The organism is Actinomadura monticuli (assembly GCF_041463655.1).
GTDB lineage: Bacteria > Actinomycetota > Actinomycetes > Streptosporangiales > Streptosporangiaceae > Spirillospora > Spirillospora monticuli.
In genome coordinates this window covers 29,226-44,498 of the sequence record NZ_JAXCEI010000001.1, presented here as the reverse complement: position 1 = coordinate 44,498, position 15,273 = coordinate 29,226, and the positions used below count along the sequence as shown (strand labels likewise).

The 15,273-nt window shown below is 74.8% G+C and carries 17 protein-coding genes; 12 read left to right on the top strand and 5 right to left on the bottom strand.

The features are described from left to right. Position 1 precedes the first annotated feature (1 nt). The 3 genes from tatA to SM611_RS00200 all read left to right on the top strand — a co-directional run bounded on the left by tatA (position 2) and on the right by SM611_RS00200 (position 4,306). Positions 2 to 367, top strand: coding sequence for a Sec-independent protein translocase subunit TatA (gene tatA, locus SM611_RS00210; RefSeq protein ID WP_371946703.1), 366 nt, complete (start codon positions 2 to 4; stop codon positions 365 to 367). Between the two features lie 50 nt (positions 368 to 417). Further along, the gene (tatC, locus tag SM611_RS00205; RefSeq protein ID WP_371946702.1) at positions 418 to 1,284 is read left to right on the top strand and encodes a twin-arginine translocase subunit TatC; all 867 of its coding nucleotides are present in this window, start codon (positions 418 to 420) and stop codon (positions 1,282 to 1,284) included. Positions 1,285 to 1,537: 253 nt separating this feature from the next. After that, positions 1,538 to 4,306, top strand: coding sequence for a DEAD/DEAH box helicase (locus tag SM611_RS00200; protein ID WP_371946701.1), 2,769 nt, complete (start codon positions 1,538 to 1,540; stop codon positions 4,304 to 4,306). Here SM611_RS00200 and SM611_RS00195 read toward each other — a convergent pair. Beyond that, positions 4,303 to 5,160, bottom strand: a complete 858-nt coding sequence (locus SM611_RS00195; protein WP_371946700.1) for an oxygenase MpaB family protein — start codon at positions 5,158 to 5,160, stop codon at positions 4,303 to 4,305. The two genes, SM611_RS00200 and SM611_RS00195, sit on opposite strands and share 4 nt — an antisense overlap. Positions 5,161 to 5,375: 215 nt before the next feature. Between SM611_RS00195 and SM611_RS00190 the strand changes: the two genes are divergently transcribed. From SM611_RS00190 to SM611_RS00175, 4 genes are all read left to right on the top strand, one after another. After that, positions 5,376 to 5,735, top strand: a complete 360-nt coding sequence (locus SM611_RS00190; RefSeq protein WP_371946699.1) for a hypothetical protein — start codon at positions 5,376 to 5,378, stop codon at positions 5,733 to 5,735. 183 nt (positions 5,736 to 5,918) lie between these two features. Next, the gene (locus SM611_RS00185) at positions 5,919 to 6,941 is read left to right on the top strand and encodes an ABC transporter ATP-binding protein (RefSeq protein ID WP_371946698.1); all 1,023 of its coding nucleotides are present in this window, start codon (positions 5,919 to 5,921) and stop codon (positions 6,939 to 6,941) included. Continuing rightward, positions 6,938 to 7,774: an ABC transporter permease gene (locus tag SM611_RS00180; protein WP_371946697.1), complete on the top strand. Its 837-nt coding sequence runs from the start codon at positions 6,938 to 6,940 to the stop codon at positions 7,772 to 7,774. Before SM611_RS00185 ends, SM611_RS00180 begins: the two co-directional genes overlap by 4 nt. 53 nt (positions 7,775 to 7,827) lie before the next feature. Beyond that, positions 7,828 to 7,950: a hypothetical protein gene (locus SM611_RS00175; RefSeq protein WP_371946696.1), complete on the top strand. Its 123-nt coding sequence runs from the start codon at positions 7,828 to 7,830 to the stop codon at positions 7,948 to 7,950. Between the two features lie 170 nt (positions 7,951 to 8,120). On the opposite strand, the gene SM611_RS00170 is transcribed toward SM611_RS00175, so the two are convergent. Beyond that, positions 8,121 to 8,876, bottom strand: a complete 756-nt coding sequence (locus tag SM611_RS00170; RefSeq protein ID WP_371946695.1) for an SRPBCC family protein — start codon at positions 8,874 to 8,876, stop codon at positions 8,121 to 8,123. Beyond that, complete coding sequence (locus tag SM611_RS00165; RefSeq protein ID WP_371946694.1) at positions 8,873 to 9,496, bottom strand: ArsR/SmtB family transcription factor; 624 nt, start codon at positions 9,494 to 9,496, stop codon at positions 8,873 to 8,875. The genes SM611_RS00170 and SM611_RS00165 overlap by 4 nt, the downstream gene beginning before the upstream one ends. A gap of 101 nt (positions 9,497 to 9,597) precedes the next feature. On the opposite strand from SM611_RS00165, the gene SM611_RS00160 reads away from it, so the two are divergent. The 4 genes from SM611_RS00160 to SM611_RS00145 all read left to right on the top strand — a co-directional run bounded on the left by SM611_RS00160 (position 9,598) and on the right by SM611_RS00145 (position 11,716). Beyond that, positions 9,598 to 9,984, top strand: a complete 387-nt coding sequence (locus SM611_RS00160) for a hypothetical protein (protein ID WP_371946693.1) — start codon at positions 9,598 to 9,600, stop codon at positions 9,982 to 9,984. A gap of 8 nt (positions 9,985 to 9,992) precedes the next feature. After that, positions 9,993 to 10,403, top strand: coding sequence for a glycoside hydrolase family 15 protein (locus tag SM611_RS00155; protein WP_371946692.1), 411 nt, complete (start codon positions 9,993 to 9,995; stop codon positions 10,401 to 10,403). A 9-nt stretch (positions 10,404 to 10,412) separates the two neighbouring features. Then, positions 10,413 to 10,892, top strand: a complete 480-nt coding sequence (locus SM611_RS00150; protein ID WP_371946691.1) for a MarR family winged helix-turn-helix transcriptional regulator — start codon at positions 10,413 to 10,415, stop codon at positions 10,890 to 10,892. Between the two features lie 110 nt (positions 10,893 to 11,002). After that, a complete protein-coding gene (locus tag SM611_RS00145) occupies positions 11,003 to 11,716 on the top strand; it encodes a DUF4142 domain-containing protein (RefSeq protein ID WP_371946690.1) in 714 nt (237 codons plus the stop codon). Between the two features lie 9 nt (positions 11,717 to 11,725). Here SM611_RS00145 and SM611_RS00140 read toward each other — a convergent pair whose 3' ends face one another. Then, the gene (locus SM611_RS00140) at positions 11,726 to 12,619 is read right to left on the bottom strand and encodes an NAD-dependent protein deacetylase (protein WP_371946689.1); all 894 of its coding nucleotides are present in this window, start codon (positions 12,617 to 12,619) and stop codon (positions 11,726 to 11,728) included. A 188-nt stretch (positions 12,620 to 12,807) separates the two neighbouring features. Between SM611_RS00140 and SM611_RS00135 the strand changes: the two genes are divergently transcribed. Next, positions 12,808 to 14,169, top strand: coding sequence for a beta-ketoacyl-[acyl-carrier-protein] synthase family protein (locus SM611_RS00135; RefSeq protein WP_371946688.1), 1,362 nt, complete (start codon positions 12,808 to 12,810; stop codon positions 14,167 to 14,169). On the opposite strand, the gene pgfA is transcribed toward SM611_RS00135, so the two are convergent. After that, positions 14,156 to 15,127, bottom strand: coding sequence for a cell envelope lipid trafficking protein PgfA (gene pgfA / locus SM611_RS00130; RefSeq protein WP_371946687.1), 972 nt, complete (start codon positions 15,125 to 15,127; stop codon positions 14,156 to 14,158). The genes SM611_RS00135 and pgfA overlap by 14 nt on opposite strands. Between the last annotated feature and the right edge of the window lie 146 nt (positions 15,128 to 15,273).

Genomic DNA, 15,273 nt, shown 5'->3' with positions numbered 1-15,273 from the left:
CATGCCGAACATCGGGACTCCCGAACTGCTCATCATCCTGCTGGTCGTGGTGCTGATCTTCGGGTCGGCGAAGCTCCCGCAGCTGGCCCGCTCCCTGGGCAAGTCGGCGCGGATCCTGAAGGCCGAGACCAAGGGCCTGCGCGAGGACGACGACGACGCGCCCGCGCAGGCGGCGCAGCCGGCGGGTGGCCAGGCGCAGGCCGAGGACCCGCGCGAGCGGGCGGCGCGGCTGCGCGAGGAGGCGGCCCGGCTGGACCGCGAGGCCGCGGCGGGCGAGGGCGGCCAGCGTCCGCGCGGCGCCATCGGGTCCGGTGAGCCGATCCAGGGCGTTCCGGTGTCGGACCCCGGCCGGGTCCACAACGGCTGACCGCGGCTCCCCCGAACCCCTTCCGCCACCCCCGAGCCTGAATGCCGACAATGAAGCTGAGCAGGCACGACGCCGCCGCCCATGACGGCCGCATGCCCCTCATGGAGCACCTTCGTGAGCTGCGCAACCGGTTGATCAAGGCGATCCTGGCCTTCGTGGTCGGTGCGATCGTCGGCTGGCTGCTGTTCGACCCGGTGTGGGACTTCCTCAAGCAGCCGTACTGCTCGCTGCCGCAGTCCCACGTTGTCGACAAGGACGAGTGCTCCCTGTTCGTGAACGGGATCTTCTCCTCGTTCTTCCTGAAGCTGAAGATCTCCTGCATCATCGGCGCGGTCATCTCCGCGCCGGTCTGGCTGTACCAGCTGTGGGCGTTCGTCGCGCCGGGGCTGTACCAGCGCGAGCGGCGCTGGACGTACGTGTTCCTGGGCGCGGCGGTGCCGCTGTTCTTCGTCGGGACGGCCCTCGCGTACGTGACGGTCGACAAGGGCCTGGCGATCTTCCTGGGGTTCGTCGCCGACGACGTCAAACCGCTGATCACCGTGGACAGCTATCTCGGCTACGTGCTGACGATGCTGCTGGTGTTCGGGCTGACGTTCGAGCTGCCGCTGTTCGTGGTGGTCCTGAACCTGGCCGGGGTGCTCAGCTCCAAGCGGATCCGCCGCTTCCAGCGGATGATCCTGTTCGGCATCTTCGTGTTCGCGGCGGTCGCCACGCCGAGCGCCGACCCGTTCACGATGCTGGCGCTGGCGCTGCCGACGGTGGCGTTGTTCGAGGTCGCGGCGCTGCTGGCCTTCTTCAACGACCGGCGCCGGGCGCGGCGGCCGGACCCGTACGAGGGCCTGTCGGACGACGAGGCGTCGCCGCTGGAGCTGGAGGCGATCGACGCCGAGCTGGAGAAGGGCGACGCCGCCCGCTGATCCGCGGCTACGCGTTCCGGTGCCCTGCGCGTTCCGGTGCCCTGCGCGTTCCGGTGCCCTGCGCGTTCCGGTGCCCTGCGCGTTCCGGTGCCCTACGCGTTCCGGTGCCCTGCGCGTTCCGGTGCCCTGCGCGTTGCGGCCCGCGTCGTTTGGTCCTGCGTGATCCGGTGCTGCGCGCCGGCCGGGGCCCGACGGCCGGGGCGTCCGTCCGCTGATTGGGTATCGGGCCGGTCGAAACCGTAGGCTCGAAGGTATGACCACCCCCGACACGACGTCGGCCGATCAGTCCCCGGCTCAGCGGTACGCCGCCTACCGCAGGCGAACCGCGGGGAACGGCCCGGCCCTTCTGGACTTCCGCACCCTGTACGACTTCGAGCTGGACCCGTTCCAGCTGGAGGCGTGCCAGGCGCTGGAGGACGGCAGCGGCGTGCTGGTCGCCGCGCCCACCGGTTCCGGCAAGACGGTGGTGGGGGAGTTCGCCGTCCACCTCGCGCTGACCGGCGGCACCAAGTGCTTCTACACGACGCCGATCAAGGCGCTGTCGAACCAGAAGTACGCCGACCTCGTCCGCCGGTACGGGCCGGAGAAGGTGGGGCTGCTCACCGGCGACAACAGCGTGAACGGCGAGGCGCCGGTCGTCGTGATGACGACCGAGGTGCTGCGGAACATGCTGTACGCGGGGTCGCCGACCCTGGCGGGGCTCGCGTTCGTCGTGATGGACGAGGTGCACTACCTCGCCGACCGGTTCCGCGGCGCCGTGTGGGAAGAGGTGATCATCCACGTTCCGGACTCGGTGCGGATCGTGGCGCTGTCGGCGACGGTGTCGAACGCCGAGGAGTTCGGCGAGTGGCTGCACGAGGTGCGCGGCGACACGGCCGTGATCGTGGACGAGCACCGGCCGGTGCCGCTGTTCCAGCACATGCTGGTGGGCACCCGCCTGTACGACCTGTTCGTCGACACCGGCAAGGGCGGGGACCGGCACGCCCGGCTGAACCCGCAGCTGACCCGGATGGCGGTGGAGGAGGTCCGCCGCGCCAAGGTCAACCAGGGGCGCCGGACCGGGCGCCGCCGGGCGCCGCGCCCGCAGCGGTTCCGGCCGCCGGCCCGGCCGGACGTGATCGAGCGGCTGGAGCGCGCCGGGCTGCTCCCGGCGATCACGTTCATCTTCTCCCGCGCCGGGTGCGACGCGGCCGTCCTGCAGTGCCTGCACGCGGGGATCCGGCTGACGTCGAAGGAGGAGGCCGAGGAGATCCGCGCGCACGCCGGGCTGCGGACGGCCGACATCGCGCCGGAGGACCTGCGGATCCTCGGGTACGGCGACTTCCTGGAGGGCCTGGCGCGCGGTGTCGCCGCCCACCACGCGGGGATGCTGCCGACGTTCAAGGAGATCGTCGAGGAGCTGTTCACCCGCGGGCTGATCAAGGCGGTGTTCGCGACGGAGACGCTCGCGCTCGGCATCAACATGCCGGCCCGCACCGTCGTGATCGAGAAGCTCGACAAGTGGAACGGGGAGGCGCACGTCGACCTGACGCCCGGCGAGTACACGCAGCTGACGGGGCGGGCCGGGCGGCGCGGCATCGACGTGGAGGGGCACGCCGTCGTGGTGTGGGGCCCGAGCGTGGAGCCGGCGTCGGTCGCGGGCCTGGCCGGCACCCGCACCTATCCGCTGAACTCCAGCTTCCGGCCGTCGTACAACATGGCGGTGAACCTGGTCGGCGCCGTCGGGATCGAGCGGGCCCGGACGCTGCTGGAGGAGTCGTTCGCGCAGTTCCAGGCCGACCGGGCCGTCGTCGGGCTGGCCCGGCAGGTCCACAAGAACGAGCAGGCCCTGGAGGGGTACGCGCAGGCGGCGCAGTGCCACCTGGGCGACTTCATGGAGTACGCGGCGATGCGGCGGCGGCTGTCGGACCGGGAGGCGGAGCTGTCGCGGGAGCGGTCGTCGGCGCGGCGCGCCGAGGCGGCGAGGTCGCTGGAGCACCTGCGGCCCGGCGATGTGATCATCGTGCCGTCGGGGCGGCGGTCGGGCCTCGCCGTCGTCCTGGACCCGGGGGTGGGGCGCCGCTCGGACGGGCCGGCGCCGCTGGTGCTGACGGTCAACCGGTCGGTGCAGCGGCTGTCGATCCAGGACTTCCCGCGCGCCGTGGAGCCGGTCGACCGGATCCGGATCCCGAAGTCGTTCAGCCCCCGCAACCCGCAGGACCGCCGCGACCTGGCGTCGACGCTGCGCAACCGGGTGCCCGACGACGTCCGGGCCCGCAAGCGCGCCCGCGGCGACTCCGCCGCCGCCGAGGACGCCGAGATCGCCCGGCTGCGCGCCGACCTGCGCGCGCATCCCGTGCACGGCTGCGACCAGCGCGAGGACCACGCCCGGTGGGCCGAGCGGTACCACCGGCTGGACCGGGAGACCGAGCAGCTGCGGCGCCGCGTGGAGGGCCGCTCGCAGGTGATCGCCCGCACGTTCGACCGGGTGTGCGCGGTGCTGCAGCAGCTCGGGTACCTCGACGGCGACTCCGTGACCGCCGAGGGCCGCCGGCTGGGGCGCATCTACAACGAGCTGGACCTGCTCACCGCGGAGAGCCTGCGGGAGGGGGTGTGGGAGAAGCTCGACCACGCCGAGCTGGCGGCGTGCGTGTCGGCGCTGGTGTACGAGTCGCGGCAGCCCGACGACGCGGCCCCGCCGCGCACGCCGACGGGCAACGCGCAGGACGCCCTGGCCGCGATGGTGCGGCTGTGGGGGGAGCTGGACGCCGTCGAGCGCGACAACCGCGTGTCGTTCCTGCGGGAGCCCGACCTGGGGTTCGCGTGGACGGCGTACCGGTGGGCGAAGGGCGACGACCTCGACGAGGTGCTGCTGGAGGGCGGCCTGACCGCCGGGGACTTCGTCCGCGCGGTGAAGCAGCTCCTGGACCTGCTCGGGCAGGTCGTCGACGCGGCGCCGGAGAACAGCCACATCCGCAAGACGGCGCGGCGCGCCATGGACGCGATGCGCCGGGGCGTCGTCGCCTACTCGTCGGTCGCCTAGCCCGCGGCGGCGCGGCGGCGGTCGCGGCGGGCCGACAGGGTGCGGTTGACGCGGTGCGTCGCGAGCCGGACGAGGAGCGGCTGCGGGGGGCGCCGCAGCGGGCCGGGCGTCACGCGGTGGACGGCGGCGGCGGTGCCGAGCAGCAGCCGGGCGGCGCGCCGGCGGCCGGGCGTCCACGGCAGGTCGTACTGGGCGCGCAGCGACTCGGGCAGCAGCGCGGCGGTGATCAGCCGGAACACGGCCAGGCCGGGGAACAGGACGCGGAGCCTGCGGGGCCACAGGACGGCGCCGGCGACCTCGCGGGCGGTGTCGGTGACCTCCAGCGCGGCGAGGGTGCCGGCCATGTAGGCGCGGAACGCGGCGAGGTCGGCGGGCTGGGAGTCCAGCGGGCAGCCGAGGACCTCGGCGACGACGCGGGCCTGCCGGTAGTAGTCCTCGGCCAGCCCGTCGTCGCGGGGCCGCATGAGGGTCTCGTGGATGTGCAGCGCGGAGTCGATGAGCGTCGCGTTGACCCACATCTGCAGGTCGGGGTCGTTGCCGGAGTAGCCGTCGCCCCGGACGGTGCCGTGGATGCCGCGGACCTTGGCGGAGATGCGGGCGACCTGCTCGGGCGTCCCGAAGGTGACGATGAGCAGGAAGTCGAGGGTGCCGAACAGGCGGGCGAGGGGCCGGTCGGCGAAGTCGCTGTGCTCGGCGACGCCCCGGGCGACGGCGGGGTGGGCGAGCTGCATGAGCAGGGCCCGGCCGGCGGCGAGGCCGACGAGGGGTTCGGCGGCGAGCCTGCGCAGGACGTCCCGCTCGGCGAGCCGGTCGTCGAGGAGTTCGGGGGTGGGGATCGGGGGTGTGGCGGGCAAGCGGGCCTCCCGGCGGTCGGATCCTCGGCCGCCATCCTCGCCCACTATTGACTGATGGTCAATAACGCGGGGGCGTGGCGCGGAGGCCTGAACGGGCCGAATAAAAAGGAACCGGTACGGAACGGTGGTATTCGATGACACAATCCGGGCCACCCGATGACCGGCCTTTTCGTGGCCGTCGGTACCCCCACATGGTTTCGAGAAAGGTCCCGACCGTGGCCATCCGCGACAAGATGCGCGCCAACGCGGCCCACGTGCTGCAGCCGGGCGAGAACATCCAGGCGGTGTTCGGCGCCCAGACGACCAGCCAGTACTTCGCGCTGATCTCCATCTGGATCATCATCTTCAGCAACGCCTACCGCGTCGTCGTCGTCACCGACCGGCGCATCCTGGTGTGCCGGTCCGGGCGGATGCGCACGACCCCCGTCAACGAGGTCCTGCGCGAGGTGCCCCGCGGCACCCGGATCGGGCCGCCGAGCGGCCTGTGGTGGCGCTGCGAGACCCTCGGCGAGAAGCTGTACGTCCACAAGCGCTTCCACAAGGACGTCAACGCCGCCGACGGCGTCGCCGCCTGACCCGCGTCGCGGAGGCGACGCCCTCCCGGGCACTCCGGGAAGGCGTTGCGCGTCCCGGCCCCGGGGGACGGACCCTACCCAGGTCGGAGGCGGTTCCGCACTGAGGAGGAGCCGGGTCCGGCACCCGGCGCGCTAGTGTGATCACGATCGCTCAGAAGGCCGCCGAGAAGCGGGGAAGTGCGAATGATCGAGGCGGAGAACCTCACCAAGCGCTACGGGGACAAGACAGCCGTGGACGACCTGTCGTTCACGGTCCTGCCCGGCCGGGTCACCGGGTTCCTCGGCCCGAACGGGGCCGGGAAGTCGACCACCATGCGGCTGCTGCTCGGCCTGGACCGGCCCGACCGCGGCGACGCCCGCATCCACGGCCGCCACTACCGCGACCTGAACGCCCCGCTGCGCGTCGTCGGCGCGCTGCTGGAGGCGAAGGCCGTGCACACCGGCCGCAGCGCCTACAACCACCTGCTGTGCCTGGCGCAGACGCAGGGCATCGGCAAGCGGCGCGTCGACGAGGTGATCGACCTCGTCGGCCTCACCGGGCCCGCCCGCAAGCGCGCCGGCGGGTTCTCCCTCGGCATGGGGCAGCGGCTCGGCATCGCCGCCGCGCTGCTCGGCGACCCGTCGGTGCTGGTCCTGGACGAGCCCGTCAACGGCCTGGACCCCGAGGGCATCGTGTGGATCCGCACCCTCATGCAGCGGCTCGCCGCCGAGGGGCGGACGGTGTTCGTCTCCAGCCACCTGATGAACGAGATGGCGGTCACCGCCGAGCACCTCATCGTCATCGGGCGCGGCCGGCTGATCGCCGACTGCTCCACCGAGGAGTTCATCGAGCGCAGCACCGAGAAGACGGTGACGGTGCGCAGCCCGGACGCCGCGCGGCTCGCCGGCGCCGTCACCGCCGAGGGCGGCAAGGTCGCCCCCGCCGAGGACGGCGGCACCCTGATCACGGTCACCCAGATGGAGGCGTCCCGCGTCGGGGAGCTGGCCGCCGCCGAGGGGATCGTCCTGCACGAGCTGACCCCCAGCCGCGGCTCCCTGGAGGCGGCGTTCATGGAACTGACCCGCGACAGCGTCGAGTACGGCACGGCCGGCGGGCCCGCCCCCGGGCCGGTGCCCGAACCGGTGCCCGGACCCGGACCCGTACCCGGAGCAGTGCCCGGACCCGTGCCGGGGGCCGTCCCCGGCCAGGAGGGGGAGGCCCGATGACCACGGCCACCGCCCGGCCCGCGGCCGACCCGGCCGCCGCCCACCCGCGGCCCGGCTTCGCGCGGCTGCTGCTCTCCGAATGGACGAAGATCCGCACGGTCCGCTCCACGGCGTGGTCGCTGATCCTGCTCGTCCTGCTGGACCTCGGGTTCACCGCCCTGTTCGTCGGCCTCACCATGGCGCAGTGGGACAACACCCAGCCCGGGGACCGCGCCCAGATCTCCGCCGACCCGGTCAGCTTCATCCTCGGCAGCGGGTTCTTCCTCAGCCAGCTGACGGTCTGCGTCCTCGGCGTGCTGGTCATCGGCTCCGAGTACTCCACCGGCATGATCCGCGCCAGCCTCCTCGCCGTGCCGCGGCGGCTGCCGATGCTGTGGGCCAAGGCGACCGTGTTCGCGCTGGTCGTCCTGCTCCTCGGCGTCGCGGTGTCGTTCGCGTCGTTCTTCATCGGCACGGCGATCGTCGGCGACCGGCTGGAGGTCTCCCTCGGCGACGCGGGCGTCCTGCGCGCCGTCATCGGCGGCGGCCTCTACCTGGCGATGCTCGGCCTGTTCGCGCTCGCGATCGGCGCGATCGTGCGGCACACCGCCGGCGGCATCACCGGCGTCATCGGGTTCGTGCTGGTGCTGGCGCCGCTCGCGACGCTGCTGCCCGGCAGCATCGGCGACCACGTCCACGCCTACCTGCCGTCCGAGGCGGGCACCCTGATCGCCAAGGCGCACCAGGGACCCGACGACCTGCTCACCCCCTGGCAGGGCTACGGCGTGTTCGCCCTCTGGACGGTCGCGCTCCTCGCCCTCGCCGCGTTCCTGCTCAAGCGCAGAGACGCCTGACCGCCGCCCGGCGCCGCCTCGGCCGCCTCGTCACCGCCGAGAACCTCCTCGTCGTGACCGCCGGCGCGATCCCCGGCCTGGTCCTCGGCCGGCTCGCGACGGGGGTGTTCCTCGGCGCGTTCAACAGCGACCTGATGGCCCTGCGCACCGAGATCCGGCCCGCCATGTTCGCGTAGTCGGCGCTCGCCGTGCTCGCCGTCGCCTGGCTCGCGCAGCGCCCCGGCCTGCGCGGCCTCGCCCGCATGAACCTGGGCGCCCTCGTCCGCGAGCGCGCCGGCTGACACCACCGGGCACGCCGGACGCGCCCGCACGAGGTCGACCTCGTGCGGGCGCCCGCCGCGTCCCGTCAGGCGTAGACGCCCTCCAGCCAGGAGCGCCACGCCTCCTGCGCCTCCTCGCGCGACGCGGCGGCGTCCGGCCCGAACCGGTGCAGGGCGATCCCCACCGGGCCGCCCCACGCGTCGCGCCCGAAGAAGCGGTACATCGCGTCGCCGGTGCGCAGCCCCGCGAAGTGCTCGTTGCGGAAGTCCAGGACCGCGTCCACCGGGCCCGTGCCCGGCAGGTCGACCCGCACCGTGTCGCCCTCGGCGGCGTCCTCCACCCCGAGCGCCCGGACGGCCGCCGCGAACGACCCCGGCTTCATGGACGCCGCCGGCCCCTGCACGTCGGAGTGCACCGCCGCGAGGCCCGTGAAGTACGTCAGGTACTGGCGCAGCGTGTGCAGGTAGAAGTCGGTGTGCCGGCTCGCGCCGTCGTACTGGTCGTCCCAGTCGCCGGTGAAGATGCCGCTGTGCACGTAGCGGACCCAGGCGCCGCCGCCCTCGCGCGGCTCGATCAGGTGGTCCAGGACGTTGAGGGTCTGCGGCATCCCGCCGATGCCCTCGGGGTCCTCCACGCGGCTGGTCAGCCGGTGCGGCGGGTCCCACGCGGTGATGACGCCCCCGCCGGCCGCGCGGCCGCCCTCGCGCGGCTCGAACTCCATCGGCCACAGCCACGCGGCGGTGCCGGTGGTGACGGCCTGCCACACCTGCTCGGGGGCCGCCTCGGTCTCGTACTCGCGGACGATCTCGAATTCCCTGCCCATGGTGGTCTCCTCGCTCATCGGTCTTCGATCTGCTCGCGGGCGTCCGGCGCCCCGGGCTCGGCCTTCAGCGACGGGTGGACGGCGATCACGACGCGGTGCGCGCGGCCGCCCTCCGCCGAACCGTCGTGGTAGCGGCGCACGAGCGCGCTCACCCCGGCGGTCAGCTCCTCGATGAACGCGGCCCGGTCGGCCGCCGAGGCGAACACGACCTCCCCGTCCAGCGCGTAGGTCGCCAGCCGCTTGTCGGCCCGCGCCGCCCCGGTGATCAGCGCGCCCACGTCCCGGACCAGCCGCCCCGCGACCGCCAGCAGCCACCCCGCCGACAGCGCGTCGCGGTGCCGCTCCGGGTCGGGCTGCAGCGTCGCCAGCGCCAGCGGGGAGATGACGTAGGACGCCGCCGTCGCCCGCATCAGCCGCTCGGTCATGTTGCCCTTGCGGCGCTCGCCGACCAGCTCGACGAGGCCGTGCCGCTCCAGCGTCCGCAGGTGGTAGTTCACCTTCTGCCGGGGCAGCCCCACCCGCGCGGCCAGCGCCGCCGCCGACATCGGCTCGCCCAGCTCGGCGAGCAGCCGCGCCCGCATGGGGTCCAGGGAGGCCGCCGCGGCCTCCGCGTCCTCGATCACCGTCACGTCCAGCATGCGTCCATCATGGCCACCGACAAATGAGTTTGTCAAGACAGAATCGTTTGTCTTGAAGACCGGCCCGGATCGTCGCCCGGTTCCCGGGTACTGGGACGGACATGCCGGACGACCCCGGAACGCTGCGCTCCACGCCCCAGGCCCTGCGCGACTACGCCCTCATCGCCGACGGCGAGCGCATGCGCGACCTGCACCACCACGGTCCGCACCACGGGGGGACTGGACGGCCCGCAGCGGCCCCGCCCGGATCCGCCGGCGCGGGGCGGGCGAGGCGCGCGTACGGGAGGACGCCGGCGGCGCGGGCCCTCGACCTCGCCTTCGACCTGGCCGAGGGCGAGTTCCGCGACCTGGTGCTGGAGATCGCCGACGGCTCGTGCGAGGAGGTCCGCGACCTCGACCCCGACGCCCTCTGGGACGCGACCGAGCGCGACTGGCGCGAGGCCGCCCCCTCCTACGCCGACACCATCGCGCCCGCGACGCCCGGCTGACCTGCTCGGTGCTCACCGGCCTGACCAGCCTGGCCGGCGGCATGGTCGCCGCCGCCACGACCGCGCTGCCCGAACGCTCCGACGAGGGCCGCAACTTCGACTACCGCTACGCCTGGATCCGCGACCAGTGCTTCGCCGGCCACGCCGTCGCCGCGCACGGCGGGCCCCCGCGCCTGCTGCGCGACGCCGCGGAGTTCGCCGCCGCCCGCATCCTCGCCGACGGCGACCGGCTCCGCCCCGCCTACACCGTCACCGGCGGCCAGGTGCCGCCGCAGCACGACAGCGGGCTGCCCGGCTACCCCGGCGCCGCCACCTCGCCGAGCTGCTCGCCGACCTGCTCCCCGGCGGCGGAGAGGAGCGGTGACCGCCCGCCGGACCGCTCCCGGGCGCGTTGGCGCGCCCGGGGACCGGCCCTGTAGAAAGTCGTCATGAGCGAGGACGTGGACCCCGGCGTCGACGAGGTCACCTCGGCGATGCTGACCGCGTCCCGGCTGCTGGTGGCGATCTCGGTGCGGTCGCTGGCCGCCGTCGAGGGCGCCGTCACGCTGCCGCAGTTCCGGCTGCTCGTCGTCCTGTCCTCGCAGGGGCCGTCCAAGCTCGTCACGCTCGCCGGGCTGCTGGAGGTCAACCCGTCCACCGCGATGCGGATGGTGGACCGGCTCGCCGCCGCCGGGTTCGTGCGCCGCGAGGCCAGCCCGCGGAGCGGCCGCGAGATCCGCATCCAGGTCACCGCCGCCGGGCGCGGCATCGTCGACGAGGTCACCGCCCGCCGCCGCGCCGAGATCGCCGGGGTCGTCGCCCGGATGCCGGCCGGGCAGCGGCACGCCCTCGTCGCCGCCCTGCGCGCGTTCACCGAGGCCGGCGGGGAGCCCCCGGTCTCCAGCGTCGCCCAGCTCGGCTGGACCTGACCCCACCGGCCGGCCGCGCGCGCCGGAGTCCGGCCGCCGGTCGAACCGGGCCGCCGGGACGTGCGTACTGCTGCCGTAACGCCCTTACTCCGACCGAGAGGCGGTGCCGGATGCCCCGACCCCGACCGGCCGCCGCGGCCGCCGCGCCGGCGCTGGCCGCCGTGCTGCTGCTCGGCGCCTGCCAGCCGGCCGGCCGCCAGGCCAGCGACGGTGCCGCGGTGGCGCCCGGAGCCAACGACGAGGCCGCCGCCCAGTCCGTCGTCACCACCGACTGGGGGCCGCTCGGCCCCGCCGACCGCGACGTCATCGTCCAGGTCCGGCAGGCCGCGCTGTGGGAGATCCCCGTCGCGCGGCAGGCGCAGCGCGGCGCCGCCCGCCCCGACACCAGGCGCGCCCTGGCCGAGGTCGCCCGCCGGCACACCGGGCTCGACCGGCTGAACCGGCAGGTCGCGGCCCGGCTGAACGTGCCGCTGCCCGCACGGCCGAGCGCCGAGCAGCAGAGCTGGATGTCGGAGATCACCGGCAAGTCGGGCAACGACTACGACAAGACGGCCGTCGCGCGGATGCGGATGGCGCAGGGCCTGCTCTACGCCGAGCTCGGCGCCGTCCGCGCCAGCACCCGCAACACGCTCGTGCGCGAGTTCGCCCAGCGGGCGCAGCCGTTCGTCGACCAGCAGATGAGGCAGCTGGAGACCACCGGGTTCGTCACCGGCGACACGCTGCCCGACCCGCCCGCCGTCACCGCGCCGCCCCCGCCCGCCCAGCCGGGCCGCCGGGCGGGCCCGGCCCCCGCCGCGACGACGGTGCTGTCCGGCGGGGGGTGACGGCGGCCCCTACCGGACCGGCTCGTCGAGCAGCGCCGTCAGCGTCGCGCCGAGAGGCGCGTCCAGCGTGACCAGCGCGTGCTCGTCGCCGCGCGTCGCGCCCCGGTTCACGATCGCCACCGGGACGCCGTGCCGGGCCGCGTGCCGCACGAACCGGTACCCCGACAGCACCGTCAGCGACGACCCGAGCACCAGCAGCGCGCCCGCCCCCTCGGTGAGCGCGTAGCAGTCCCGGACGCGGGCCGGCGGCACGTTCTCCCCGAAGAAGACCACGTCGGGCTTGAGCGGGCCGCCGCATCGCTCGCAGTCCACGACGCGGAACGCGGCGGCGGCCTCGTCGGAGAGCACGGCGTCGCCGTCGGGGTTGATCGCGTCCGCGCGGGCCTCGAAGCCGGGGTTCGCGGCGCGCAGCCGCGCGTCCAGGCGCGCCCGCGGCGACCGCCGCCCGCACGACAGGCACACGACGCGGTCCAGCGCCCCGTGCAGCTCGATCACCCGGTCGGCGCCGGCCGCCTGCTGCAGCCCGTCGACGTTCTGCGTGATGATCCCCGCCAGCAGCCCGCGCCGCTGCAGCTCCGCCACCGCGCGGTGCCCGGCGTTCGGGCGCGCCCGCGCCACGTGCCGCCAGCCGAGATGGCTGCGCGCCCAGTACCGGCGCCGCGCCGCCTCGCTCCCCGTGAACGTCTGGTAGGTCATGGGCTCCGCGCGCCGGCGGCGCCCCGTCTCGCCGCGGTAGTCGGGGATGCCCGACTCGGTGGACAGGCCCGCGCCGCTCAGCACCACCACGTCGCCGCCCGCCACGAGGCCGGCCAGCCGCCGCAGCCCCTCGCGGGCGCTCTCCGCCCCCGCGCCGCCCGCCCCCGCGACGCCCGCGCCCGCCGCCTTCTCCGCAACCTCCGTCACTCCTCCATGGTGCACGACCGGGACGAGTGAGGGACGAAACGCCTGATACCACCGGGGGTCGTGTCATCGGGGTGACAAAAACAGCCAAGAGAATGTGCACGGGGTGGCAAGTTCCCGCGAGCGCCGCCGCGCTAGCTTCCGAAACCCCGCTTCTGCCCGCGGGATCTCCCCAGACCCCGAGGTGACGGATGACCCCTGGATCCCGTGCCCGCGAACAGCGCCCCCACGAACCGTACGCCCACGAGCAGGGCGACCACGGACAGGGCGACCACGGACAGGGCGACCACGGACAGGGCGCTCGAGGCCGGCGCGCCGACGGGACGCCCCGCGTCGTGGTGACGGGGTTCGGCGTGAAGAGCCCGGCGGGCGGCACGCCCGCGGAGGTGCTCGCGACCGTCCTCGCCGGCAAGTCGCAGGCCGTCCACGTCCCCGAGCTGATGGAGGCCGGGACCGCGGTGTCGTTCGGCTGCCCCGCCCAGCCGCTGGACGAGGAGCGCTACTTCGGCAAGCCCGAGCGTCGCCGCCTCGACCGGATGACCAAGCTCGGCGTCGCCGCCGCCGACGACGCCGTGGCCGACGCCGGGGCGTGGCACGGCGGCGCGCCCGGCCGCCGCGGCGTGTACGTGGGGACGGCCGCCGCCGGGCTGGCCTCCACCGTCGCCCTCGGCGGTCACGAGCACGCCGGGACCCTGGACCGGGTGCCGGTCCCCGCCGTCCCGCAGATCATGCCGAACGCGACCGCCGCGAACGTGTCCATCCGGCACGGCTGCGAGGGCCCCTGCCTCACCTACTCCACCGGCTGCGCCAGCGGCGCCACCGCGATCGGCGAGGCCGTCCTCGCCATCCGGGCCGGCCGGATCGACACCGCCGTCGCCGGCGGCGTCGACGCCATCCTCACCCCTTTCGTGATGACGGCGTTCGCCCGCATCGGCGCCCTCGCCCGCCGCGACCCCACCCCGCACACGGCGGGCCGCCCGTTCGACGCCGACCGCGACGGGTTCGTCGTCGGGGAGGCCGCCGCGTTCCTCGTGCTGGAACGGGCCGACCGAGCCGCCGCCCGCGGCGCCCGCGTCTACGGGGAGGTCGCCGGCTACGCGTGCGCCGCCGACGCGGCCCACCTCGTCCAGCCCCGCCCGGACGGCGAGGTCGCCGCGCGCTGCATGACCGCCGCGCTGGCCGACGCGGGGATCGCCCCGCACGCCGTGGGGCACATCAGCGCGCACGCCACCGGCACCCGCGGAAACGACGGGGCCGAGGCCCTCGCGATCGACCGCTGCTTCGGCGGCCGCACCCCGCCCGTCACCGCGACCAAGGGCGTCACCGGCCACATCCTCGGCGCCGGCGGCGCCCTGCAGGCGATGGTCGCGCTGCTGAGCGCGGCGGACGGCCTCGTCCCGCCCACCGCCAACTTCGCCGCCCCCGACGCCGAGACCGGCCTCGTCGACGTCGTGCACGGCGAGCCCCGCGCGATCGCGCCCGCCGCGCCCGCGCTGTCGAACTCGTTCGGGTTCGGCGGGCACGACGCGACGCTCGTCCTCACCCCCGCCTGAGCGCCGGCACCGGCGCGGCGCCGCCCCGCCGGGCCGGCCGGCCGCGGCGCGCGAGGAGCGCCAGGCCCGCCACGGCGAGCAGCAGCCCGGCGCCGGCGCACACGAGCGGGACGCCGTCCTCCAGCAGGCCGATCTTGGAGGCGCCGTCGTCGGACTTGGCCCGCAGGGCGCGCTGCGACTCGGGCGTCATCGTCAGCGTCAGGTCCGCGACGACGAGCCGTCCCGGGCCCTCCTTCGGGCGCAGCGTCGACAGCACGTGCTGCCGCTGGTCGATGGGCGCGCCCGTCCGCGGGTCCACCCAGTACACGGCCTCGGCCTGGTAGTAGCGGTCCACCGGCACGGCCGCGCCGCCCTTGCCGCGGCCGAGCAGCTCGCCCGGCACGGCCGGCAGCTCGCCCGCCACCTTCGTCTCCGGGACGCGCTCGACGAACCGGTAGGTGAGGACGCCGCCGACGCGCTCCCGCCCGTCGAACGCGACCGGCCAGGTGCGGCGGGTCGCCGGGTCGAACAGCTCCACGCCCCTCTTGCGGACCTCCAGCGGCCAGAACAGGCCGACGCCCGACTGCCGGACGACCGTGTCGCCGCCGATCGCCGCGCCGCAGCAGTTCTGGAGCTCGCCGGTGCGGCGGTCGAACGCGTACCGCTGCTTCTGGATCTCGATCGTGGTGCCGCGGCCCACGTCCTGGACGACCGTCGTGGTGTCCCACACGGCGACGCCGTCGTGGGTGGAGCCGGGGTCGCCGCGGACGGTGTTGGTCGCCACGATCGTCGCGCCCGTGCGCGGCGCCGCCGCGGCCGCGTCGAAGTACGAGGCGTTCTCCGCCTTCAGCCGCGTCACCTGGTACACGTCCGTGGGCGCGCCGATCAGGGCCGGCGCGACGTAGAAGCGGACGAGGACGCCCGCGGCCACCAGGAACGCGCCGAGCCCGATGAGGGACGCACCGATGATCCGTCGCACTGCCGCCTCCCGGTCCGCGGTGTCAACCGCGATCAGGTATGACTTTCATCTCGTGGAGTGTCCCGCATCACACTCGCGAAGGAAATGGATCAGCGCGCGAACCCGCGAAGAGTGTGCGGCCGCCCAGCCTGGACCGGCCCGCTCCC